Source organism: Streptomyces sp. NPDC043996 (assembly GCF_056435225.1).
Genome location: NZ_JBWKEY010000004.1, coordinates 449,731 through 471,623 on the forward strand (window position 1 = coordinate 449,731; position 21,893 = coordinate 471,623).

A 21,893-nucleotide genomic window follows, 5' to 3' on the forward strand; every position below is an offset into this window, starting at 1 on the left:
AAAGCAACGGGGCGGGCGCCCCCGGGACAGTCGCGTGGACGAGAAAGTGCTGCGGACCACCCGTGAGCTGATCGACGAAGTGGGCTATCCGGCGCTGACCGTCGACCAGGTCGCGGCGCGCGCGGGGGTGGGCAAGGCGGCGATCTACCGCCGTTACGCCTCCAAGGCCGAGATGGCGTTCACCGCCACCATGTACGAAGAGCAGCTGCCTCCGCTGACCGGCACCGGCTCGTTGCGCGGGGACCTGCTGGCGCTGGTGCGCGCCTTTCACGTCCGGATGGCCACGCCGACGGCCCGTCAGCTGGCACCGGCCCTGATCAGTGAGATCGCCGTCAATCCCGAACTGGACGCCCGGTTCACGGACACCTTCCTGGCTGCCGAGCAGGCCTGCTTCGCCGACATCATCGAACAGGCCGTGGCCCGCGGCGAGTTGGCCGGGCCCGTCGACCCCGCGATGGCCCACCTGCTGCTGCTCGGATCCCTGGCCTCCGCCCTGTACATCCTCAATCTGCCCGTCGACGACGCGATGGTCACCGACCTCGCCACCGCCGCGGCGGCGGGCATCACCGCGCTGGCCGAGCGGCGCTGACGGGCCGCCTGGCAGGCGAAGTCATCGCCGGGGCACGGCGGTTGCGTCCAGGGCGGGGACGATGCGCCAGTCCCGCTGGAAGACGAGGTTGTGGAGGTCGGCGGCGACGATGGCGCGGAGGGTGGGGAGCAGTTCGGCGGCCTGGTCCGGGGTGAAGACGTTGAGGGGCCATTCGGCGACGGTGGTGCCGCGCAGGTGGGGGTGGAGGAAGCCGGCGCCGAAGTGGGCGTGGAGGGCGAGGGCGGCGATGCCCGCGCGCCGCTGTTCGGGCCAGGTCAGGCTCCAGGTGGCGTAGCTGCCGCCGTGTTCGTCGCGGCGCGGGCCGGTGGCGTGGAGGGTGCCGGTGCCGAGCAGCAGATGGGTGTCGAACTCGGCGAGGGCCTGGCGGGCGGGGGCGTCGAGCAGTTCGGTCGTCGTGGCGAAGACGGCTTCCTTGGCGGAGCGTTCGACGTGCCCGGCGTGGGTGCCTTCGCGCAGGTCGGTGAAGTGGCGGACGAGGGCTTCGATGGGAGCGGGCGGGGTGGTGGCGGCCGGGGTGGTGGTCATGGGAGTGGCCTCCGTGCTGTTGGTTGAGGGTGACCGTTCGGGGGCGGTCCGCGGAGAGGGCCGGATGCCGTTCAGGCCAGGGGCAGGTGCCGTACGGCGTCGGCCAGGCCGGGCAGGAGGCGGCTGCGGGGATGGAGGACGTCGGCGTGCCCGGTGCCGGGTGCGTGGACGAGGCGGACGGGGACGGCGGCGGCCTTGAGGCGCTCGGCGTAGGCGAGGACGTCGTCGGCGACGGGGTCCAGGGCGCCGACGGCGAGCACGGCGGGCGCCAGGCCGTGCGCGTCGGGGGCGTCGAGCGGGCTGCTGTACAGGGCGGTGCCGTCGGCCGCGACGGCGGTGGCGGGGCCGGTGCCGCGCCAGGTGCGCCAGGCCCCGCGCAACACGCCGGGCTGCGGGAAGGCGGCCGGGTCCCGCCGGTAACTGGGGGCGTCGCAGGCCGGGTCGAGGGGCGGGTAGGCCAGGATTTGGGCGTCCAGGCGGTGTCCGCGGTCGCGTTGGACGAGGGCCGCGCTCGCGGCCAGGGTGGCGCCCGCGCTGTCCCCGCCGACGGCCGTCCGGGCCTCGGCACCGCCTCGCTCCCGCACCCAGTCCAGTACGGCCAGGACGTCCTCGAGCGCGGCCGGGTGGCGGTGCGCGGGAGCGAGCCGGTAGTCGACGCTCACGACGTTCCAGCCGGTCAGGGCGGCCAGGCGGTGGGTGACCGGGTGCCATGCGGCGGCGGATCCGTAACTCCAGCTCCCGCCGTGCGCCCAGACCAGCCAGCCGCCGGGCCGGGGTCCTGGCTCGTACACGCGGACGGGGACGGGGCTCGCTGCCGGGACGGTCAGGTGCTGCCATGTGACCTCGCCGTCGAGGACGGCGCTGCTCGTGTTCATGACGGGAGAGATCCTCTCGGTGTCGCTGGGTGCGGCGGCGGTCACAGCTGGCGCAGCGCTCCGCCGTCGACGTTCCACTCGGCCCCGGTGACCTGGGAGGCGCGCGGGGAGAGGAGGTAGGCGATCAGGTCGGCGACCTGTTCGGGGGTGCCGATGCGGCCGGTGGGCAGGCGGCGCTCTTCGCGGATGAAGTGGTCGACGGCCTGGTCGGCGGGGAGGGAGAAGCGTTCGGCGAGTTGTGCGGCGAAGCCGCCGGGGGCGTCGAAGAGGGCGGTGCGGGTGGGGCCGGGCGAGACCACGTTGGAGCGGATGCCAACGGCGCCGAGGCTGGTGGCGAGGGACTTGGAGACGGAGAGCACGGCGGCCTTGGAGGCGGCGTAGTCGGCGATGGTGGCGTCGGGCAGGCGGGCGGCCTCGCTGGCCACGTGCACGATGCTCGCGCCGTGCGGGTTGGCCTGGAGCAGGGGCAGCGCGGCGCGGGTGAGGCGCACGGGGGCGTGCAGGTTGAGTGCGAAGGTGGTGTGCCACTGGTCGTCGTCGATGGCGGCGAAGGACGGCTGGGAGGTCAGGGCGGCGGCGTTGTTGACAAGGCCGTCCAGGCGTCCGTGGACACCGCGTACGTGCTCCACGATCCGCTCGGCGGCCTCGGGGTCGGTGAGGTCGGCGCGGACGAAGTCGGCCGTGGCGGGCAGGGTGTCGGGGGCGGTGGCACCGCGGGCGACGGCGACGACGTGGGCGCCCTCCGCGGCGAGCAGGTGCGCGGTGGCGTGGCCGATGCCGCTGGTGGCGCCGGTGACGACGATGACCTTGTCGGTGAGCTGGAGGTCCATGGGGTGCTCCTTGGGGTGCGGGAAGGGGAGGGCTGCGCGGTCTGGGGGCGGGGAGCCCGGCGTCCGGGCCTGAGAGCCGTACGAAGTACGGACGTACGTCAGGACTGCACCGGGCGCCCCGCACCCCGCTTCGCCCGGAGGAACACGGCCGCGAACACCACCCCGAGGAGGACGAGCCCGGCGTTGACGGCGATGGCGACGGTGACGCCGTGGTGGACGGCGGAGGCCGTGGCCGCGCCCGCGGTGCTCGCGGTGACGACGGCGGACATGACCGGGGTGCCCATGGTGATGCCGACCTGCTGTGCCATCGAGGCGAGCCCGGTGGCGAGCCCTTGTTCCGTGTCGGGGAGGCCGCTGGTGGCGGTCACCATGAAGCCGACGATGACGAGCATGTTGCCGACGCCGCCGAAGAAGGTGGCGGGCAGGAGCAGCGCGAGGGAGGCGCCCGTCGTCGTACCGAGGAAGAGGAGGGCGGCGGTGAACACGGTCTGGATGACGCCGCCCGCGACCAGGGCGGTCAGCGTCGAGTAGCGGGCGATCACCTTGGGGGCGGCGAGTCCGCCGACGACGGTGCCGATGCCGAGGACGCCGAAGGAGATCCCGGCGGCGAGCGGGGTGAAGCCGAGGGTCTTCTGGAGGTAGAGGGTGAGGAGGTAGACCAGCGAGGTCTCGGTGACGAAGGCGAGCAGGCCAAGGACATTGCCCCAGGCGACGTTGCGACGGCCCAGCGTCTTCAGCGGGACGAGGGGCTCGGCGACCTTGCGCTCGATGAGGAAGAACGCGACGAGCAGGGCGGCTCCCGCGGCGAGGCCGGTCAGGGCGTGGAGGTGCGTCCAGCCGTGTTCACCGGCCTGGGTGAGGCCGTAGACCAGGGCGAGCAGACCGAGGGTGACGGTCAGGGCGCCGGGCAGGTCCAGCTTCGGCCGGACGGCGGGCCTGGACTCCTTGATGACCCGCGGCGCGACCAGGATCACGGCCAGGGCGACGGGGACGTTGACGAAGAAGGCCCAGCGCCAGGAGAGCAGGTCGGTCAGGACGCCGCCGAGGATCGCGCCCGCGGTGAACCCGGCGGACATCAGGGCGCCGTTGATGCCCAGCGCCTTCTGGCGCAGGGGCCCTTCGGGGAAGGCGGTGGTGAGCAGGGCGAGCCCGGCCGGCGTCGCGGCGGCCGTCGCGAGGCCCTGGGCGACGCGGGCGGCGAGCAGCACCTCCGGGCTGGTGGCGAGACCGCCCACGAGTGAGGCGAGGCCCAGCAGGGCCAGGCTGCCGATGAAGATCTTCTTTCGGCCGATGAGGTCGCCGATGCGGCCGAAGAAGAGGGTGAAGCCCGCCGCGCTGAGGGCGAAGGTGGTGGCGATCCACTGCAGGTTGGAGAGCGAGAAGCCGAGGCCGTCGCCGATGGCGGGCAGGGCGACGTTCAGGATCGAGAAGTCGACGGCCAGCATGAACTGGGCGACCAGCAGGACGGCGAGGACGAGCTTCAACTCACCGGTCAGGCGCTGGGGTTGAGCCGGAGGAGCGGCGGCGGTAGTGGTGGCGGTGGTGTGGCGCGGAGCCGGGCGCACCGGGGACTTCGTTGCGGGCATGGCGGAACTTCCTTTCGGCTTCACCGCGGCGAGGCGGGGAAGCACCCGGGGCGCCGGGTGCCGGGGATGCCGGGACACCAGGACGCCGGGGCAGGACAGGGGAACCTCGGAGCGACGCACCCTAATGGGTCTGCCGTTCCGTTACGACCACGAAGCTAGCACGCCGAACGCAGTAAAGGAACAGGAGTCCCGATAGGATGGTGTGTGGCATCGTGAAGCACCGCTCGACACCCCTAGGAGGGGACCCATGCCTGCCACCCCGGCCCCCGGCACCGTCCGCCCCGGCGGACGCACCGCCCGCGTACGCGAAGCCGTCCTGCGGGAGGCCGGAGACGCGCTGGCCGCCGACGGGTTCGAGGCGCTCGACCTCACCGACATCGCGGGCCGCGCGGGCGTCGGCAAGACCACGGTGTACCGCCGCTGGGGCACCCCCGCCGCGCTCGCCGCCGACCTGCTGGCCGACATGGCCGAGCAGTCGCTGCCGCGGGCCGACACCGGCAGCCTGGACGAGGACCTCCGGGCGAACGCCCGCCTGGTCGCCAAGACCCTCGCCGACCCCCGGCAGGGCCGGCTCTTCAAGGCGCTGATCGCCGCGTCCCTCTGCAACGACCAGGCCGCGCAGGCCCTGCACCGCTTCTACGAGGTGCGCATCGAGGAGTGGTCGGGCTGCGTCCGCGACGCGGTCACCCGCGGCGAACTGCCCGCCGACACCGATCCGCACGCCGTCATCGCCGCCGTCTCGGCTCCGCTGTACTACGCCCTCCTCAACACGGGGCGCACCCCGACCAGCGCCGACGCCGACGCGGCCGCACGGGCCGCGGCGACGGCGGCGCGAGCGGGGGTCTGGGCGCTGTCACCGAAGTAGCGGAACGCCCGTAACTACGACAACCGGGCCGGTGCCGGCAGCGGGGCGGCCTCGGGGCGGGCCTCGAACGCCTGGATCACATAGGCAGCGAACCGCCGGGAGGCCACGGCCTGGGTGGCGGGCGACGCCGTAGGCCGTACTGGCCCACCGGAAGATGGACGCGGGCGAGGGCTTCGACCGGATCGTCCTGACACCGTAGCCACCGGGCTCACGGTCGGCGTGGCCGAGCGAGCGGTGGTGACCGGGAATCCGTCGCGCTGGCCGGATGGCGTGCCACCCGGCCGGCCCCCGATCACCCACTCCCCACAGTGCCGGTTGCCTGTGTCGAGGTTCGGCGTTATCCCGGCAAACGGCTGCGCACGCCGGCCGCACTCGCCCCGCAAGACAGGACCACCATGGCCACCCCACGCATCGACATCGTGCACCCGGACGACCTGACCTCCACGGACCTCGGCCTGTGGAACGACCTACGGGCCACGAACACGGCGACGACCAACCCCTTCATGAGCGCGGAGTTCAGCCGGGCCGTCGGCCGCACGCGGAACGACACCCGTGTGGCGATCCTGCGCCACGGCAGAGCCACGCTCGGCTACTTCCCCTACCAGCGGAGCCGGTGGGGCCACGGCCAGGCCGTCGGCCTCGGCGTCTCCGACTGCCAGGGCGCGGTCCTGCACCCCGACCTGAGCCTGGACCCCGACCACCTGATGCGCGCCTGTTCCCTGAACTCCTGGGAGTTCAACCACCTCGAAAGCGGCCAGGAGCTCTTCCAGCCCTACACCACCGGCCAGTTCGCCTCACCCGTCATCGACCTCACCGAGGGCTTCACGGCGTACGAGACCCATCTGCGCACCCACGCGCGCGGCTTCCTGAAGACGACGCGCGCCCAGGAGCGCCGCATGAGCCGCGACGTCGGCCCGCTGCGCTACGTCCACGACGAGCGGAACCGCGCCGCTCTGCGCACGCTCATCGCGTGGAAGTCCGCGCACTACCGCCGCACCGGCCGCCGGGACCCCTTCGCCCAGCCCTGGATCGCCGGCCTCGTGGAACGGCTCGCGGCGTCCACCGCACCCGACTGCTCCGGCATCCTCTCCGTGCTGTACGCGGGCGACCAACCCGTCGCCGCCCACTTCGGCCTGCGTTCCCGCACGGTGTTCTCCTGCTGGTTCCCCTCCTACGACCGTGCGCTCGCCACCTACTCCCCCGGCCGCATCCTGTATCTGCGCATGATCGAGGCGGCCGCCGACTCCGGCATCCGCCTCTTCGACTTCGGCAGGGGCGACGCCGCGTACAAGAACTCCTTCAAGACGGGTGACCTCCTCGTCCACGAAGGGGCCCTCCGCACGACCGGCCCCGGCGCCGCCCTGCACTGGCTGCGCCGGGAGCCGCTGCGGGCCGCCCACCGCCTGGTGCGTGACCGCCCCGCCCTGAAGAACGCGGCGCTGCGCACCCTCAAGGCCGTGGGAGCGCTGCGGGCGCAGCGGGACACGGCATGACCCCACGGCCTCGCGCCCAGCGCAGGCCGCACGAAGATCCGCACAACCGTTCGCGCACGTCGGGGGTCTTGGAGGTGCTATCCATCGGAATCTTGTGGGGGACGTATGAGGAGCACGGACGTGGGTCGCCACCTCCGTCACGCGGTCGGGACCGTCGCGGGGGCCACGACGGTCCTGGCTGTCACCGGGGGCCTGCTGGTCTCCGCCCAGACCCCGGCAGCCGCGGCGGGTCCCGCGCCCAGCCGGTACGCCGACGACTTCAACGGCGACGGCTACCACGATCTCGCGATCGGCGCGCCGGACGGCGCGGTGAACGTTCCCGGCCAGGGCCAGGAGCCCGTCCGGGCGCTCGGCGCCGGTTACGTCACCGTCTCGTACGGTGCGAAGCACGGCGCCCAGAAGACCGGGCTGAAGGCCGTCACTCAGAACAGCACCGGCGTGCCGGGCGACGCCGCGCAGGACCAGCGGTTCGGCCGGACGCTGGCCAATGGCGACTTCAACGCCGACGGCTACGCGGACCTCGCCGTCGCCTCGCGCTCCGGCGCCGGTGACGAGGTCACCCTGCTGTGGGGCAGCCCCACCGGCCTCAAGGGCGGCGTCCTGCTGCCGGGCGGCCAGGCCGGGCCCGGTTTCGGCGCGGTGCTGAAGGCCGGTGACTTCACCGGGGACGGGAAGGCCGACCTGGTCGTCGGCTACTCCACGGCCCTCCGCCTGTACCAGGGGCCCTTCAAGGCGGACGGCTCGCCCGCCGCCGTGAAGTCGGTGAACGTGGGCGCCGCGTTCACCTACGCGGACGCCCAGAAGCGGCTGGCCGTGGGCCGCGTCAACAAGGGCGCCGCCGACGACCTCGTGGTGCTCGGCGAGGAGCGTCGGCGGGGCCGGGTGCTGCTCGGCGGCGCCTCCGGGCTGCGGCAGACCCCGGCCACCGTCCGCGGCGGCAACAGCGCCGTGATCGCCGACTTCGACAAGGACGGGTACGGCGACATCGCGGTGGGCGACTCGGCGTACGTCATGGACTCCGAACGCCACGCGGGCCGCGTCCAGATCAGCTACGGCGCCTCCGGCGGTGTGGACGAGAACCGCGCCACCAACGTGCTCACCGAGGACAGCACCGGCGTCCCCGGCGGCGTGGAGGCCGGGGACAGCTTCGGCTCCGACGTCACCGCCGCCGACCTCGACCGGGACGGCTACGCGGACCTGGTCGTCGGCGCCCCCGGCGAGCGCCACGCCACCTGCGAGCACTGCTACATCAGCGGGGGCAGCCTGTACGTGCTCAAGGGCTCGGCCAGGGGCGTGACCGGCACCGGGGCCGCGTTCTCCGCCTACAACGCCCCCGGCCTGCCCCGCCCCACCGGCGTCTACCGCATCCCCCACGTCCTCAAGACCACGGACCTCAACGGCGACAAGCAGCCCGAGATCGCCCTGCCGGTCCGGGCGAACACCTCGCAGGTGTGGTCGGTCGGCACGAAGAACGGCAAGCTCGCCGGAACCACCCCCACCCGCGTGATCAAGCCCCCGACCACCACCCAGGTCCCCTGGCCCGGCACCGAGTTCGGCACACTCGCCCGCTGACCGGCCCACGGACACGCAAGGCCCCAGGGCCCTCGCTCGCCTCTTCGGCAGCATGGACCCTGGGGCGCGTCAGTTGAGGGACTCTGGCAAATCCCGCTCACCTCACCAGTACCGCCAGCTGGATCTGCAGGTTCTCCTTCGCCAACGGCTGTGTCAGCGCGCAACGTCGAGCGCTAGGAGGGGCGTCTGAGCGAGTGAGACAGCACGTCGGTTCTGAGGAGGACCCCATGCGTCACATCAGTCAGCGCGTCGCCAGCGTCAGCTTGGTCGTGATCTCGGTTCTTGCTGTGGGGGTGGGAACCGCCAGCGCGGCCCCGACTCGGGCTCTGCCGTGGGAAGCTTCGAACCGGCCGGTTCAGACACCCGCGGACCGAACGGAGAAGGGCAGCGATCAGCTTGAGTGCGTGCCGCCACAGTGCGGCAACGAGGCTCCCGCTTGCATGCCACCGACCTGCGGAACGATGCCGCAGGCCCGAGCGCGGACTGTCTCCCCGGCCTTCTGTCAGCCGCCGTGGTGCGGCAGCGCCCCGGCCCCCCGTGTGCCTGCGTAGCCGGAGCTACTGCTGTGCGCCCCGTCGACGAAGTCGCGCCGGATCTGGTTGTCGGTGCGTCAGCGGGACTTCGTCGACGGGGAGCGCGGCAGGTGGCTCACGGCAGGCGTAGTGCGCGTAGGACCGTGTCGTGGGTGTGGCGGGTGCCGACGGGGGCCGGGGCGGCGCGGGGGCGGGTCTCGTTGATCAGGACGTCCCAGGTGGGGTCGAGGAGTTGGGCGATGTCGTCGGGCCGGTAGTAATCGGCGAAGTCGGGGCCCTGCTCCTGGCGCGGGGCCCGGTCGGGCAGGGCGTGGGTGGCGAAGAGCAGCGTGCCGCCGGGGGCGACAGCGTCCAGCAGGCCGCGCAGCGCCGCGTGGCCCGGTCCGCGCCGGAGTGGGAAGTACTGGATGGATACCAGGTCGAAGGCGCCCGTTGGGGGTGGCGTGCTGGTGAGGTCGGCCCGTGTCCACGCCACATCGCCCTTGATGTCGGTGGCAGCGGCCGCGGCAAGGATTCCACGGCATCACGTGGCGGCCGTCTCGCGCGCGGTCGCCTCCTCTCGCACCGCCGATGCGGTCAGAGGCGACCGGCCGTTCTGTCGAACAACCGCCGGAGGGCGCTGCTGGAAAGCATGCGGCGGCACCGACTGCTACTTGCTGCGCACCATCCCCAGCGGGTGCTTGTCGTCTTCCAGGACGGTGGTCGCCGTCTTCCAGCCGGTGTCCCCGGGGTGGAGGGTGCTGCGCAGGTACACCGTGGTGAGTTGTTGGATCAGGGTGACACGGGCGGGGTTCTCGTCGGTCGTCTCGGCGACCTCGTAGCCGGGGATGCCGCCGAGCGAGTGCTCGGCCTCGAACAGGGTGAGCAGGCTCTTGCTTCCCGGGCTGTGGGTGTAGGGGTCGGTGAACCAGTCGGGTCCGCGCGTGGACAGCGCGGAGTCGTCGTTGTCCCCGGCGACGATGAGGGCGGGCGCGGTCATGGTGGCGAAGGACGGCCTCATGAAAGGGAGATGCTCGGCGGCGAACGGGGTGAGGGTGTCGCCCAGGCCGGGCAGGGCGAGCAGCACACCCGCCGTGACGCGGGAGTCGGACATGTCCTCGCCGGGTACGCCGTCGGCGTCGAGGACGCGCGCGCCAAGGAGCGTGCTCGCCGTCTGGGCTCCCCAGGAGTGGCCCGCCACGGCGACGCGGTCACGGTCCAGGCGCCCGGCGAGGCCCGGCAAGGCGGCTTCCAGGGTGTCGAGTTCGTCCAGGACGCGGATGAGGTCCTCCACGCGGAAGCGCCAGATCCGGGGCGTACGGGGATCCTCGGCGGGCAGGGCGAGCGTCCTGGAGTCGAGGTGCGTGGGCTGGATGACCACGAAGCCGTGGGCGGCCCAGTAGTCCGCCAGCGGGGCGTAGCCGTTCATCGACCAGCCGAAGCCGTGCGAGAACACGATGACGGGCAGGCCGGACGGATCGCCGCCGGTCGCGGGCGCGGACACGCGGACCTGGAGGTCCTCGCCGCGGCCCGGGGCGGGCAGCACGACCGGCTTCGCGGAAACCACCACGCCGGGTGCGCCCGTGGCGTTCGCGTTGTTCAGGACGGCCGCGGCCGTCCGCGTGGTCGCCGTCGCAGGCGTGGTCGCGGTGTTCGAGTCAGACATCAGGGTGTCTTCCCTTCAGTGCCTTCGCACTCTGGGGTGAGGTAGCGGCGGCGGAATGGGCCGCCGCGGGGCGCCGGGCGCGGACGGGCGCGCGTTCTTCCGTCCGTGTGGCACGTGGTCGTGACAGTGGCCTGGGTTACTGCTTCCAGGTCTGCCAGAATGAGCAAAACGGAACGCTGTTCCGTTACGACTACGATGACGATACGGAACACTGTTCCGTTTCACAAGACCGGCCACCGGCCACCGGCCACAGAAGGAGCGCCGCGTTGAACGACAGCGGCCAGACCCCCGGCAGTTCAGCCAGGCCCCAGCGCAAGGACGCCCGGCGCAATCAGCAGACCCTCCTGGACGCGGCCGCCGCCTCCGGCGAGATCCGCTCCGGCCTCGACGCCTATCCGCCCCTGCGCGGCATCGGGAACCTCTGCGTCGGCGCCGACAGCGACCCCCGCTACGACGCGCGCCGCCTCGTCGCCCTCGTCATCGCGGGACTGCGCAAGGCGTAGGGACCTCACCGCACCAAGGCAGCTGATTCCGGGGCCACTTCTGTTCTCTCCAGTGGACCGAAGGGGCACCCGAGACCGGGCGGGCGAACGGGGAGACAAGGGAAAACCGCAGGCGGGTGGGGGCGTTTCCCTGCCATGGCACGCATGATCGGTGCTGGCTGAATACCGACATCCAGTGCGTCAAACACCTGACCCGACAACCTCACCGCATCGAGGTAAATCCCCCGGCTTCCGGGGGTGGAGGGGGCGCACCGGACGTTACTGTTCCATGAAGTTCTGGACGGATTCAACGTTATTAGCGCCGACTTTCCCTATTAGCGAAGACTTTCTCTTTCACCCGTTAAGTGCCGGTATGCACAGGTGTGCTGGCCGCTGCCCTTATCAAGGAGATCCTGACCGATGAGCGTTGACGCGGACCCGGAGGCGCGGGTAGAGCCGCAGCCGCGCACCAGCCTGAGCACGTCGGCCGCCCGCAACCTCGCCACCACGACCAAGTCCGCCCCGCAGATGCAGGAGATCACCTCCCGCTGGCTGCTGCGCAAGCTCCCCTGGGTGGAGACCAAGGGCGGCACCTACCGGGTGAACCGCCGCCTGACGTACACCGTCGGTGACGGAATCATCGAGTTCGTCCAGGACGGCTCGGACTTCCGCGTCATCCCCCGCGAGCTCGGCGAACTGGCCCTGCTGCGCGGCTTCGAAGCGGACGACGTGCTGAGCGCGATCGCCGACCGCTGCGTGCAGCGCGACTTCCGCGCCGGAGAGGTGCTGGTCGAGCGCGGCGCCCCCGCCGAGCAGATCCACCTGATCGCCCATGGCCGCATCAAGCAGACCTCCGTCGGAAAGTACGGCGAGGAGGTCGACGTCGGCGTGGTCAGCGACGGCGAACAGTTCGGCGAGGACGCCCTGTTGGACGCCGACGCCACCTGGGACGCCACCGCCACCGCCGAGACCGCGGGCACCGTACTCACCCTGTCCCGCGCCGACTTCGACGCCGTCGTGTCCCAGGCGCCGGAGCTGCGCGCGCACCTCGAGCAGTTCAGCAGCCTGTCCCACCAGCGGCAGAACCGCCACGGAGAAGCCGAGATCGCCCTGTCGGCGGGCCACACGGGCGAACCGGCGCTCCCGGGCACGTTCGTGGACTACGAACTCAAGCCGCGCGAGTACGAACTCTCCATCGCCCAGACCGTCCTGCGGGTCCACACCAGGGTCACCGACCTCTACAACGGGCCGATGAACCAGACGGAGGAACAGCTCCGGCTCACCATCGAGGCGCTGCGCGAGCGCCAGGAGCACGAGCTGATCAACAACCGCGAGTTCGGTCTGCTGCCCAACGCCGCCCTGAAGCAGCGGATCCAGACCCACTCGGGACCGCCCACGCCGGACGACATGGACGCACTGCTCTGCCGTCGCCGGGGCACCAAGCTCTTCCTCGCCCACCCCAGGACGATCGCGGCGATCGGGCGCGAGTTCAGCGCCCAGGGGGTCTACCCGGAGAACGTCGACGTCGACGGCGAGCCGTTCCTGGGCTGGCGCGGGGTCCCGATCCTGCCCTGCAACAAGATCCCGATCTCGAAGGAGAACACCAGCTCGATCCTCGCGATGCGGCTCGGCGAGGACAACCAGGGCGTCATCGGCCTGTGGCAGACGGGCCTGCCGGAGGAGTACGAACCGGGCCTGTCGGTGCGCTTCATGGGCATCAGCGAGCAGGCCATCACGTCCTACCTGGTGACGGCGTACTACTCCGCCGCCATCCTGGTGCCCGACGCGCTGGGCGTGCTTGAGAACGTACAGATCACGCGCAGGCCCGCCTAGGTTCCGCATGGACCTGCCCCGCGGCTGCGAAAGCCCACGCCCTCCCGGTCCGGCCGTGCCCACCCGGCCTCCGGTGAGCTGGCGATCCGGCGATCTGGTGATCCGGGATGGTTCACCCCTTCTCATCTAGGAGCCACGGATGCCCGACTCCGGGTCTTCCCCCCTGCTGCCGAGCCCGCCCGAGCGGGTCGACTCCGGTTCCACCCTGGCGCGCGTCCTGCGCGGCCCCAGCGGCCTGGGCACGGCCAGCCTGAGCCTCGCCCGCCGCGCGGAGCCGCCCGCGCCGCCGGAGCACCTGCCGGACGTACCCGCATCAGTACCTGCACCCGTATCAGCACTACGACCAGTACCAGTACCGACATCCGTGCCCGTGACCACGGCCGAGTCGGCACCTGAGCCAGAGCCGGAGCCGTGCGAGCGGCCGTCCCCGGCTGAGGGCAGGCCGATCCCAGGCCTCTATTTCCACCCGGTGCCGGAGCCCGACCCGGTGCGCGTGGAGGAGGTCAGCCGCCGGATCAAGAGATGGGCCGTGGACGAGGTCGAGGCGTATCCCCCGGAGTGGGAGGACCAGTTCGACGGGTTCTCCATCGGCCGGTACATGGTCGCCTGCCACCCGGACGCGCCCACCGTCGACCACCTGATGGTCGCCGCCCGGCTGATGGTCGCCGAGAACGCGGTCGACGACTGCTACTGCGAGGACCACGGCGGCTCCCCGGTCGGCCTGGGCGGAAGGCTGCTCCTCGCGCACACCGCCCTCGACCCGCTGCACACGACCGGTGAGTACGCCCCGGCCTGGGCCGCGTCGCTCCACTCGGACGCGCCCCGGCGCGCGTACCGCTCGGCCATGGAGTACTTCGTCCAACTGGCCACGCCCTCCCAGGCCGACCGGTTCCGGCACGACATGGCCCGGCTGCACCTGGGCTACCTCGCGGAGGCGGCGTGGACCGAGACGGAGTACGTGCCGGAGGTGTGGGAGTACCTGGCGATGCGCCAGTTCAACAACTTCCGCCCATGCCCCACCATCACCGACAGCGTCGGCGGCTATGAACTCCCGGCGGACCTGCACGCCCAGCCCGCGATGCAGCGGGTCATCGCGCTCGCCGGGAACGCCACGACCCTCGTCAACGACCTGTACTCGTACACCAAGGAGCTCGACAGCCCGGGCAAGCACCTCAACCTGCCCGTGGTGATCGCCGAACGGGAGGGCGTCTCCGACCAGGAGGGCTACCTCAAGGCGGTCGAGGTCCACAACGAGCTCATGCACGAGTTCGAGGCCGAGGCCGCTGACCTGGCCGCGGCCTGCCCCGACCCACGCGTACTGCGCTTCCTGAGGGGCGTGGCCGTCTGGCTCGACGGCAACCACTACTGGCACATGACCAACACCTACCGCTACAGCCTTCCCGACTTCTGGTAAAGGGGGACTTATCCATGTCCAGCACCGATATCACCGCCAACGGCACCACCCCGAGCACCGCCGCGAGCCCGTCCGTGTTCATCCCCTCCCCGGCGACGCCCTACCAGGGCGACATCGCCCGCTACTGGGACCACGAGGCGCGCCCCGTCAATCTGCGCCTCGGTGACGTCGACGGCCTCTATCACCACCACTACGGCATCGGTGACATCGACTCCGCCGCTTTGGGCGACCCCCAGGACAGCGAGTACGAGAAGCGCCTGATCGCCGAACTCCACCGCCTGGAGTCGGCGCAGGCCTCGGCCCTCATGGACCACCTTGGCGACATCACCCGTGACGACCTGCTCGTGGACGCGGGATGCGGCCGCGGCGGCTCGATGGTGATGGCCCATCAGCGGTTCGGCTGCAAGGTCGAGGGGGTGACCCTGTCGGCGAAGCAGGCCGAGTTCGGCAACCAGCGCGCCCTGGAACTGGGCATCGAGGACTCCGTGCGCTCCCGCGTCTGCAACATGCTCGCCATGCCCTTCGAAACGGGACAGGCGTCGGGCTCGTGGAACAACGAGTCGAGCATGTACGTCGATCTGCAGGACCTGATGGCCGAGCACTCCCGCGTGCTGAAGTCAGGCGGCCGTTATGTGACCATCACCGGCTGCTGGAACCCTCGCTACGGCCAGCCGTCGAAGTGGGTGTCGCAGATCAACGCGCACTTCGAGTGCAACATCCACTCGCGCCGGGAGTACCTGCGCGCCATGGCGGACAACCGCCTGGTCCCGCAGGCCGTCGTCGACCTGACTCCGGCGACCCTGCCCTACTGGGAGCTGCGGGCGACGTCGTCCCTGGTCACCGGCATTGAGGAGGCGTTCATCAACTCGTACAAGGACGGCTCGTTCCAGTACGTCCTGATCGCCGCCGACCGGGTCTGAGCCGGCTCGGCGCCTGAGTACGTGCGTGGGGGTGGGGTCCGTCGTCCGGCGGGCCCCACCCCCACGCTCTTTCGCGGGATTCTCAGGCGGTGGTGAAGTCGGCGGCGTGGTCGGCGGCCCAGGTGGCGAAGGGGCGTGCGGGGTGGCCGGTGAGGTGCTCGACGGTGTCGGTGAGCGGGACGGGCTCGCCGTCGTGGGACTGCCACCAGTTCAGCAGGGCGTCGGCGTAGGCGGCGGGGACGTAGTCGGCCGCCTCCCGCTTCCACTCCTCGCGGGTGACGTGGCGGACCGCTATGGGGCCGCCGATGGTGGTGGCGAGTTGGTCGATCTGCTGGGCGAAGGTGAGCGACTCGGGGCCGGTGAGGGTGAACGTCCCGCCGTGGTGGCGGGTGTCGGTGAGGGCGGCGTGGGCGGCTTCGGCGATGTCGCGTTCGTGGATGGGGTCGTTGTGGGCGCCTGGGAAGGGCAGGCTGACGGGGCGTCCGGCCTTGAGGGCCCAGGCCCAGGCGCCCGCGTTGGAGGCGAAGGAGCCCGGCCGCAGGATGGTGGTGGTGAGCGGCGAGGCGAGCAGCGCGTTCTCCACGTCGAGGTGGGACTTGGCGAGCGGGTCGCTCGCGGGATCGGGGCCGAGGACGCTGGAGGAGGACAGCAGTACGACGTGGGTGACTCCGGCGCGGTGGGCGTGGGCGGTGAAGTCGGTGACGCGGTCGGGAGCGGCGTACAGGAAGACGGCGCTGACGCCGTCGAGGGCGGCGGGGAAGGTGGCCGGGTCGGTCAGGTCGAGGCGGACCGTCTCGACCCCGTCGGGCGTGGCGAGCCGTTCGGGGCTGGCGGAGCCGACGCGCACGGGGAGACGGTCGCGGTGGAGCAGGGCGGTCAGGTGGGTGGCGACCGCGCCGCGGCCTCCGGTGATCAGGAACATGAGCGTGGTTCTCTCTGCTGGTTGCGGGGTGGTGCGGAGGGGTGAGGGCGGGAGGTGGGGCAGCGGCCTCGGTGGCGGCGTGGTCGGTGGTGGCGGCGTGGTCAGTGGTGCCGGGCCTGGGTGGCGCGGGACAGCGGGGCCGCCAGGCCGCAGCACGCCAGGGTGATCGCGGCCACGATCAGTGGGCTGTTTCATGAGCTGCGCGAACACAGTTCGTCGCGACCAACGTTCGTCGCGAACGTCGTTCGTTATGACGGTAGAGAACGAACGCTGTTCGTGTCAAACAGTGTTCGTTGTCAGGGTTAGGCTGGCTCCATGAGCACGCAGCCCGTCAGCCGCCGCGCACGGCCCGCCAAGGCCCCCCTCAGCCGCGACGTCGTCGTCCGCACCGGCCTGGACATCCTCGACCGCGACGGCCTGGACGCCCTGACCATGCGCCGCGTCGCCAAGGAACTCGACACCGGTCCCGCGTCGCTCTACGTGTACGTCGCCAACCGCGACGACCTCATGGCCGCCATGCTCGACCAGGCCCTCGCCCACGTCCCGCCCGGCACGGCGGAGGGCACCTGGCGGGAACGGCTCCACGCCCTGACCGCCGCGGCCGTCGAGGCGATGAGCCGCCACGAGGGCCTGGCCGCCGTCGCCCTGGGCGCCATCCCCACCGGCGACAACGTCCTGCTCGTCCTCGACCGCATGCTCGCCCTGCTCAAGGACGGCGGGCTCGACGACACCACCGCCGCCTGGGCCGTCGACCTCCTCTGGCTCCACACCGCCGCGGCCGCCGCCGAGCAGAGCGCGTACGACGCCAAGGGCTCGGACAAAGAGAGCACCATCAGCACCGCCGACCGCCGCTACGCCGCCCTGCCCGCCGACCGCTACCCGATGATCACGTCACTGCGGCAGGCCCTGTTCTCCCCCGGCGACCGCCACACCTGGGCGCTGGATGTGCTGATCAACGGGATTCTGCACACCCCGGCGCGCTGAGGCTTCTTCGTACGCAGCCGTGCGCCGCCTCGGCGCCCGCGGGGGCGCCGGTCAGCCGCGCAGTCGCGTGTTGAGGCGGGCGGCCTGGCGCGTGAGGTGGTCGCGTTCGGGGATGGTCGGCGCCGATCGGGCGGCTTGGGCGTAGAGGCGGGCCGCGGTCGCCGGATCACCGTCACGCTCGTGCAGGTACGCGGCGACGGCGGCGTACCGGGGCAGGGACGGGTCGAGGTCCGCGAGGGCGGCGAGACCGGCGCGCGGGCCGTCGGCCTCGCCCACCGCGACGGCCCGGTTGAGCCGGGCCACCGGGCTGTCGGTGAGGCGCACCAGTTCGTCGTACCACTCCATGATCTGCACCCAGTCGGTCTCCTCGGCGCTGCGGGCGTCGGCGTGGAGCGCGGCGATGGCCGCCTGGGCCTGGAACTCGCCCAGACGGTCGCGGGCGAGGGCGGCCTGGAGCAGTGAGACGCCCTCGGCGATCAGACGGGTGTTCCACAGGCCTCGGTCCTGCTCGGCGAGCGGTACGAGCCTGCCGTCGGGCCCGGTCCGGGCCGGGCGCCGCGCGTGGTGGAGCAACATGAGCGCCAGCAGGCCCACGACCTCCTCGTGATGGGTCTTGGCCGCCAGCTGGCGCGTGAGCCGGATGGCCTCGGCGGCGAGGTCGACGTCGCCGGAATAGCCCTCGTTGAAGACCAGGTAGAGCACGCGCAGCACCGTGGCGACGTCACCGGCCTGGTCGAGGCGGACACCGGAGACGGTCCGCTTGGCCCTGCTGATCCGCTGGGCCATGGTCGCTTCCGGTACGAGGTAGGCCCGCGCGATCTGCCGCGTGGTCAGGCCGCCGACCGCGCGCAGCGTGAGCGCCACCGCCGAGGCCGGGGTCAGGGACGGGTGCGCGCACAGGAAGTACAGCCGCAGCGTGTCGTCCACCGCCTCGCCCGGCTCGGGGGCGGGCTCGGCCTCGACCAGTTCCTCTCGCCGCCGCCGCGATGTGTCGGCGCGGACGGCGTCGAGAAACTTGCGCCAGGCCACCGTGACCAGCCAGCCCTTGGGGTCGCGCGGCTCGCCGTCCGGCCAGCCGCGCACGGCCTCGACCAGGGCGTCCTGCACGGCGTCCTCGGCCGCCGCGAAGTCGGCTCCGCGACGGACGAGAACACCGATCACCTGGGGCACCAGCTCCCGGAGCAGCCGCTCGTTCACTCGGTGGCCGTGGGCCGCACGCCGTAGAACGGGCGCACCTCGAGCCACTCGTGGATCGGCTTCCCGCCCGCGCCCGGAGCCGCGGACAGCTCACCGGCCAGTTCGAGCGCGCGCTCATAGGTCTCGACGTCGATGATCATCCAGCCCGCGATCAGGTCCTTGGTCTCCGCGAACGGGCCGTCGGTGACCGGCGGCCGCCCCTCGCCGTCGTAGCGGACGAACGTGCCCTCCGGGGAGAGCGCCTGGCTGTCGACGAACTCGCCGGTCGTCTCCAGTTGGGCCGCGAAGTCGTTCATGTACCGCACGTGGGCCGCGACCTCCTCCGGCTTCCACTGGTCCATCGGCACGTCGTTGACCGACGCGGGCGCGCCTCGGTAGTGCTTGAGCAGCAGGTACTTGGCCATCACTTACTCCTTGGTGAGGTACGGCCCATTGTGGCCGTGTTCACTGCGGGGACGGAGCCGGGCGCGGGTTCTCGACATCGCGTGGCGATGTTTTTTCACGGACTCCCCCAGACCGCCCCGCCGGTCACGGTTGGTAGCCTCCCGGGATGACCGCGACGTTCAACGACACCGTCCGCGCCCGGCTGCGAGCCCCTCACATCTGGTACGTCGGCACCGTGTTCGCCGATGGAGCACCTCAGGTCAGCCCAATGTGGGTGGACCTGGAGGGGGAGAACGAGCTGACGTTCAACACCTCGGTGGGCCGGGTGAAGGAGGAGAACCTTCGTCTGGACCCCCGCGTCTACCTCTCGCACGCCGACGCCACCGATCCCTTCGACCGCGTGCAGATCAGTGGCGTGGTGGACCGGTTCATCGAGGGCGAGGAAGCGCGCGAGCGGATGGACCGGCTGGCCCGCAAGTACCTCGGCAGCGAACGCTTCGAGTGGCTCATGCCCGGGGAGCGGCGGGTCGCGGTGGTCGTGCGCCCCGTCAAGGTGCGGCACATCGTCGGGGTGGAGCGCTTCCGGCCCGGCGGCCCCACGCCCGCGCCCGCGCCCGGCCAGCCATAACGCTTAGATCAGGGCAAATGCGGACACAGACCGACCCCGCCTGTCAAGTTAGGCTAGCCTTAGTTTACGGTTGCCGACGAGTCAGTTGTCATCGCTCGAAGGGAACCTGATCATGCACCGCGCCCTGCGGGTAGCCATCGTCGGAGCCGGACCCGCTGGGATCTACGCCGCCGACGCGCTGCTGAAGTCCGACGTGGCCGCCGACCCCGGAGTGTCCATCGACCTCTTCGAGCGGATGCCCGCCCCGTTCGGCCTGATCCGCTACGGCGTGGCCCCCGACCACCCGCGGATCAAGGGCATCGTCACGGCCCTGCACCAGGTGCTCGACAAGCCGCAGATCCGCCTCTTCGGCAACGTCGACTACCCGAACGACATCAGCCTGGACGACCTGCGGTCCTTCTACGACGCGGTGATCTTCTCCACCGGCGCCACGGCCGACCGCGCCCTCGACATCCCGGGCATCCACCTCGACGGCTCCTACGGCGCCGCCGACTTCGTCTCCTGGTACGACGGGCACCCCGACGTCCCGCGGACCTGGCCGCTCGACGCGGAGAAGGTCGCCGTCCTCGGCGTCGGCAACGTCGCCCTCGACGTGGCGCGCGTCCTCGCCAAGACGGCGGCGGAACTGCTCCCGACGGAGATCCCGCCGAACGTCCACGACGGCCTCAAGGCCAACAAGGCCCGCGAGATCCACGTGTTCGGCCGCCGCGGTCCGGCGCAGGCCAAGTTCAGCCCGATGGAGCTGCGGGAGCTGGACCACTCCCCCACCATCGAGGTCATCGTCGACCCCGAGGACATCGACTACGACGACGGCTCGATCGCGACGCGCCGCGGCAACAAGCAGGCCGACATGGTCGCCAAGACGCTGGAGAACTGGGCGATCCGCGACGTCGGCGACCGCCCGCACAAGCTGTTCCTGCACTTCTTCGAGTCGCCGACCGAGATCCTCGGCGAGGACGGGCGGGTCGTCGGCCTCCGCACCGAGCGCACCGAGCTCGACGGCACCGGCAACGTCAAAGGCACCGGCACCTTCCACGACTGGGACGTCACCGCCGTCTACCGGGCCGTGGGCTACCTCTCCGACAAGCTGCCCAAGCTGCCCTGGGACGTCGCGTCGGGCACGGTGCCTGACGAGGGCGGCCGGGTGATCGAGGAGACCGGGGCGCACCTGGCGTCCACGTACGTCACGGGCTGGATCCGGCGCGGCCCCGTGGGTCTGATCGGGCACACCAAGGGCGACGCCAACGAGACGGTCGCCAACCTGCTGGACGACCACGCGCACGGCCGTCTGCCGGAGCCCGCGTCCCCGGCCCCGGAGGCCGTCGACGCCTTCCTCGCCGAGCGCGAGGTCCGCTTCACGACGTGGGAGGGCTGGTACCGCCTCGACGCCGCCGAGAAGGCCCTCGGAGAGCCGCAGGGCCGCGAGCGCGTGAAGATCGTCGAGCGTGAGGACATGCTCAAGGAGAGCGGGGCCTGATCCTCGGCCCCCCTTCCCCACCGGCCGTCGCGGACACGCGGCGCGACGGCCGGTGGGGAGCGCCCTGGCTTACGAGGGGGCGGGCAGCAGCGCGGAGGAGTCCGGTTCCCGCCCGGTGGCGAAGCCGCCGACCACGGTGAACCGGTCCAGGTCGACGACGGCGACGCGGTCGGTGTCCAGCAGGGACACATACGCCAGCGGCCCGGCCGGGTGGAAGGACACGGCGGCCGGTGTGCCGTCGAGCTGGAGTGAGCGCAGCGGCCGCAGGTCGGTGCTCCAGAGGGTGAGGGTCTTGGCGGCGATGTCCGTCACCAGCAGCCGGTCGTCGTCGAGGGTGTACAGCCGCAAGGGGTCTCCCCCTGTCGTCCGGTCGCGGCGCACCTTCATCGTGCGCGCGTCGACGGCCACCAGGGCGGAACTCTTGCGGGCCCCGACGAACAGCGTCTTCTCGTCCCGGCTCAGACAGCTGCTCTCGGGCTGCTGACCGACCGTCACCAGCCGCGGTGGCGCGGCGGCGTCGTGGGGGCGCACGAGACTCACCGTGTGCGACAACAGGCCGGTGACATAGGCGCGTTCGCCGTCGCGGCTGAGCGTGAACAGATGCGTCTTCACGCCGTGCGTGGGCACCGCTCTGGACGGTGCCGTATCGGTGGAGGGCTCGTCGAAGCCGAGCAGCACCGCCTTCTCCTCACTGAGGGCGTACAGCCGGTCCGCACGGTCGATGCCCATGCCGTGGACCCGGTTGAAAGGCCGGGTGTCGATGGTCCGGGCCAGGGACCGCTCGGCGAGGTCGATGACGAAGACCGCGGCGCCGCCCTCGCCCACGGAGGACGACATGCGCACTCCGTAGTGCCCCACGTAGGCGAAGCGCCGTCGCGAGTCGACGACCATCTCATGCGGGTAGTCCGGCAGGGGCACCGACCGCAGGCGCCGCCCCGACGCGGTGTCGTAGAAGCTGACCGCGTGGCCGCTCTTCTCCACCACCGCCAGGACGTCGCCCGCCTCCCGGGAGGCGCCGAAGGCCGACGCCGTCAGCCCACTACTGGCCAGCGTCCCCGCTCCGGCCGCCTTGATCACCGTACGGCGTGTCACCACGCGCCCTCACCCCGATCTCCCGA

At 71.7% G+C, this 21,893-nt stretch carries 20 protein-coding genes and 1 pseudogene; 11 read left to right on the forward strand and 10 right to left on the reverse strand.

Annotated elements, in window-relative coordinates; genetic code table 11:
* Positions 1–34: 34 nt before the first annotated feature.
* Complete coding sequence (locus AC07A4_RS12830; protein ID WP_478596808.1) at positions 35–589, forward strand: TetR/AcrR family transcriptional regulator; 555 nt, start codon at positions 35–37, stop codon at positions 587–589.
* Between the two features lie 21 nt (positions 590–610).
* Here the strand turns inward: AC07A4_RS12830 and AC07A4_RS12835 are convergent, their stop codons facing one another.
* From AC07A4_RS12835 to AC07A4_RS12850, 4 genes are all read right to left on the reverse strand, one after another.
* Positions 611–1,135: a hypothetical protein gene (locus AC07A4_RS12835; protein ID WP_478596811.1), complete on the reverse strand. Its 525-nt coding sequence runs from the start codon at positions 1,133–1,135 to the stop codon at positions 611–613.
* A 71-nt stretch (positions 1,136–1,206) separates the two neighbouring features.
* Complete coding sequence (locus AC07A4_RS12840; RefSeq protein ID WP_478596813.1) at positions 1,207–2,010, reverse strand: alpha/beta hydrolase fold domain-containing protein; 804 nt, start codon at positions 2,008–2,010, stop codon at positions 1,207–1,209.
* A 41-nt stretch (positions 2,011–2,051) separates the two neighbouring features.
* Complete coding sequence (locus AC07A4_RS12845) at positions 2,052–2,840, reverse strand: SDR family NAD(P)-dependent oxidoreductase (RefSeq protein WP_478596815.1); 789 nt, start codon at positions 2,838–2,840, stop codon at positions 2,052–2,054.
* Between the two features lie 98 nt (positions 2,841–2,938).
* Complete coding sequence (locus tag AC07A4_RS12850) at positions 2,939–4,426, reverse strand: MFS transporter (RefSeq protein ID WP_478596818.1); 1,488 nt, start codon at positions 4,424–4,426, stop codon at positions 2,939–2,941.
* 247 nt (positions 4,427–4,673) lie between these two features.
* Between AC07A4_RS12850 and AC07A4_RS12855 the strand changes: the two genes are divergently transcribed.
* The 3 genes from AC07A4_RS12855 (at position 4,674) to AC07A4_RS12865 (ending at position 8,356) form a co-directional block, all read left to right on the forward strand.
* The gene (locus AC07A4_RS12855) at positions 4,674–5,291 is read left to right on the forward strand and encodes a TetR-like C-terminal domain-containing protein (protein WP_478596820.1); all 618 of its coding nucleotides are present in this window, start codon (positions 4,674–4,676) and stop codon (positions 5,289–5,291) included.
* A 395-nt stretch (positions 5,292–5,686) separates the two neighbouring features.
* Positions 5,687–6,784, forward strand: a complete 1,098-nt coding sequence (locus AC07A4_RS12860) for a GNAT family N-acetyltransferase (protein WP_478596821.1) — start codon at positions 5,687–5,689, stop codon at positions 6,782–6,784.
* Between the two features lie 120 nt (positions 6,785–6,904).
* Positions 6,905–8,356, forward strand: coding sequence for an FG-GAP-like repeat-containing protein (locus AC07A4_RS12865; RefSeq protein ID WP_478596824.1), 1,452 nt, complete (start codon positions 6,905–6,907; stop codon positions 8,354–8,356).
* A gap of 648 nt (positions 8,357–9,004) precedes the next feature.
* Here the strand turns inward: AC07A4_RS12865 and AC07A4_RS12870 are convergent.
* Positions 9,005–9,364 (reverse strand): class I SAM-dependent methyltransferase, encoded by a 360-nt coding sequence (locus AC07A4_RS12870; RefSeq protein ID WP_478596826.1) that lies wholly within the window; start codon positions 9,362–9,364, stop codon positions 9,005–9,007.
* Positions 9,365–9,538: 174 nt separating this feature from the next.
* Positions 9,539–10,534, reverse strand: a complete 996-nt coding sequence (locus tag AC07A4_RS12875) for an alpha/beta hydrolase family protein (RefSeq protein ID WP_478596828.1) — start codon at positions 10,532–10,534, stop codon at positions 9,539–9,541.
* A gap of 341 nt (positions 10,535–10,875) precedes the next feature.
* On the opposite strand from AC07A4_RS12875, the pseudogene AC07A4_RS12880 reads away from it, so the two are divergent.
* The 4 genes and pseudogenes from AC07A4_RS12880 to AC07A4_RS12895 form a co-directional block, all read left to right on the forward strand.
* A pseudogene (locus AC07A4_RS12880) lies at positions 10,876–11,037 on the forward strand (TetR family transcriptional regulator); the annotation flags it as partial.
* 399 nt (positions 11,038–11,436) lie between these two features.
* A complete protein-coding gene (locus AC07A4_RS12885) occupies positions 11,437–12,849 on the forward strand; it encodes a family 2B encapsulin nanocompartment shell protein (RefSeq protein ID WP_478596831.1) in 1,413 nt (470 codons plus the stop codon).
* A 139-nt stretch (positions 12,850–12,988) separates the two neighbouring features.
* The gene (locus AC07A4_RS12890) at positions 12,989–14,263 is read left to right on the forward strand and encodes a family 2 encapsulin nanocompartment cargo protein terpene cyclase (protein ID WP_478596833.1); all 1,275 of its coding nucleotides are present in this window, start codon (positions 12,989–12,991) and stop codon (positions 14,261–14,263) included.
* Between the two features lie 14 nt (positions 14,264–14,277).
* The gene (locus AC07A4_RS12895) at positions 14,278–15,183 is read left to right on the forward strand and encodes a geranyl diphosphate 2-C-methyltransferase (RefSeq protein ID WP_478596836.1); all 906 of its coding nucleotides are present in this window, start codon (positions 14,278–14,280) and stop codon (positions 15,181–15,183) included.
* 82 nt (positions 15,184–15,265) lie between these two features.
* Here AC07A4_RS12895 and AC07A4_RS12900 read toward each other — a convergent pair whose 3' ends face one another.
* Positions 15,266–16,105 carry an SDR family oxidoreductase gene (locus AC07A4_RS12900; RefSeq protein ID WP_478596839.1) on the reverse strand — a complete coding sequence of 280 codons (840 nt, stop codon included), beginning with the start codon at positions 16,103–16,105 and terminating at the stop codon, positions 15,266–15,268.
* 315 nt (positions 16,106–16,420) lie between these two features.
* Here AC07A4_RS12900 and AC07A4_RS12905 point away from each other — a divergent pair, with 315 nt between their 5' ends.
* Positions 16,421–17,089, forward strand: coding sequence for a TetR/AcrR family transcriptional regulator (locus AC07A4_RS12905; protein ID WP_478596841.1), 669 nt, complete (start codon positions 16,421–16,423; stop codon positions 17,087–17,089).
* Positions 17,090–17,140: 51 nt separating this feature from the next.
* Here AC07A4_RS12905 and AC07A4_RS12910 read toward each other — a convergent pair whose 3' ends face one another.
* Positions 17,141–18,286 carry an RNA polymerase sigma factor gene (locus AC07A4_RS12910; protein WP_478596844.1) on the reverse strand — a complete coding sequence of 382 codons (1,146 nt, stop codon included), beginning with the start codon at positions 18,284–18,286 and terminating at the stop codon, positions 17,141–17,143.
* Positions 18,283–18,690, reverse strand: a complete 408-nt coding sequence (locus AC07A4_RS12915) for a YciI family protein (protein WP_478596846.1) — start codon at positions 18,688–18,690, stop codon at positions 18,283–18,285. The genes AC07A4_RS12910 and AC07A4_RS12915 overlap by 4 nt, the downstream gene beginning before the upstream one ends.
* A 146-nt stretch (positions 18,691–18,836) precedes the next feature.
* On the opposite strand from AC07A4_RS12915, the gene AC07A4_RS12920 reads away from it, so the two are divergent.
* Both AC07A4_RS12920 and AC07A4_RS12925 read left to right on the forward strand, forming a co-directional pair.
* Positions 18,837–19,298: a TIGR03618 family F420-dependent PPOX class oxidoreductase gene (locus tag AC07A4_RS12920; RefSeq protein ID WP_478596848.1), complete on the forward strand. Its 462-nt coding sequence runs from the start codon at positions 18,837–18,839 to the stop codon at positions 19,296–19,298.
* 112 nt (positions 19,299–19,410) lie between these two features.
* The gene (locus AC07A4_RS12925) at positions 19,411–20,775 is read left to right on the forward strand and encodes an FAD-dependent oxidoreductase (RefSeq protein ID WP_478596850.1); all 1,365 of its coding nucleotides are present in this window, start codon (positions 19,411–19,413) and stop codon (positions 20,773–20,775) included.
* Between the two features lie 69 nt (positions 20,776–20,844).
* Here AC07A4_RS12925 and AC07A4_RS12930 read toward each other — a convergent pair whose 3' ends face one another.
* Entirely contained in the window at positions 20,845–21,870 is a 1,026-nt protein-coding gene (locus AC07A4_RS12930; RefSeq protein WP_478596852.1) for a YncE family protein, read from the reverse strand.
* Positions 21,871–21,893: the final 23 nt, after the last annotated feature.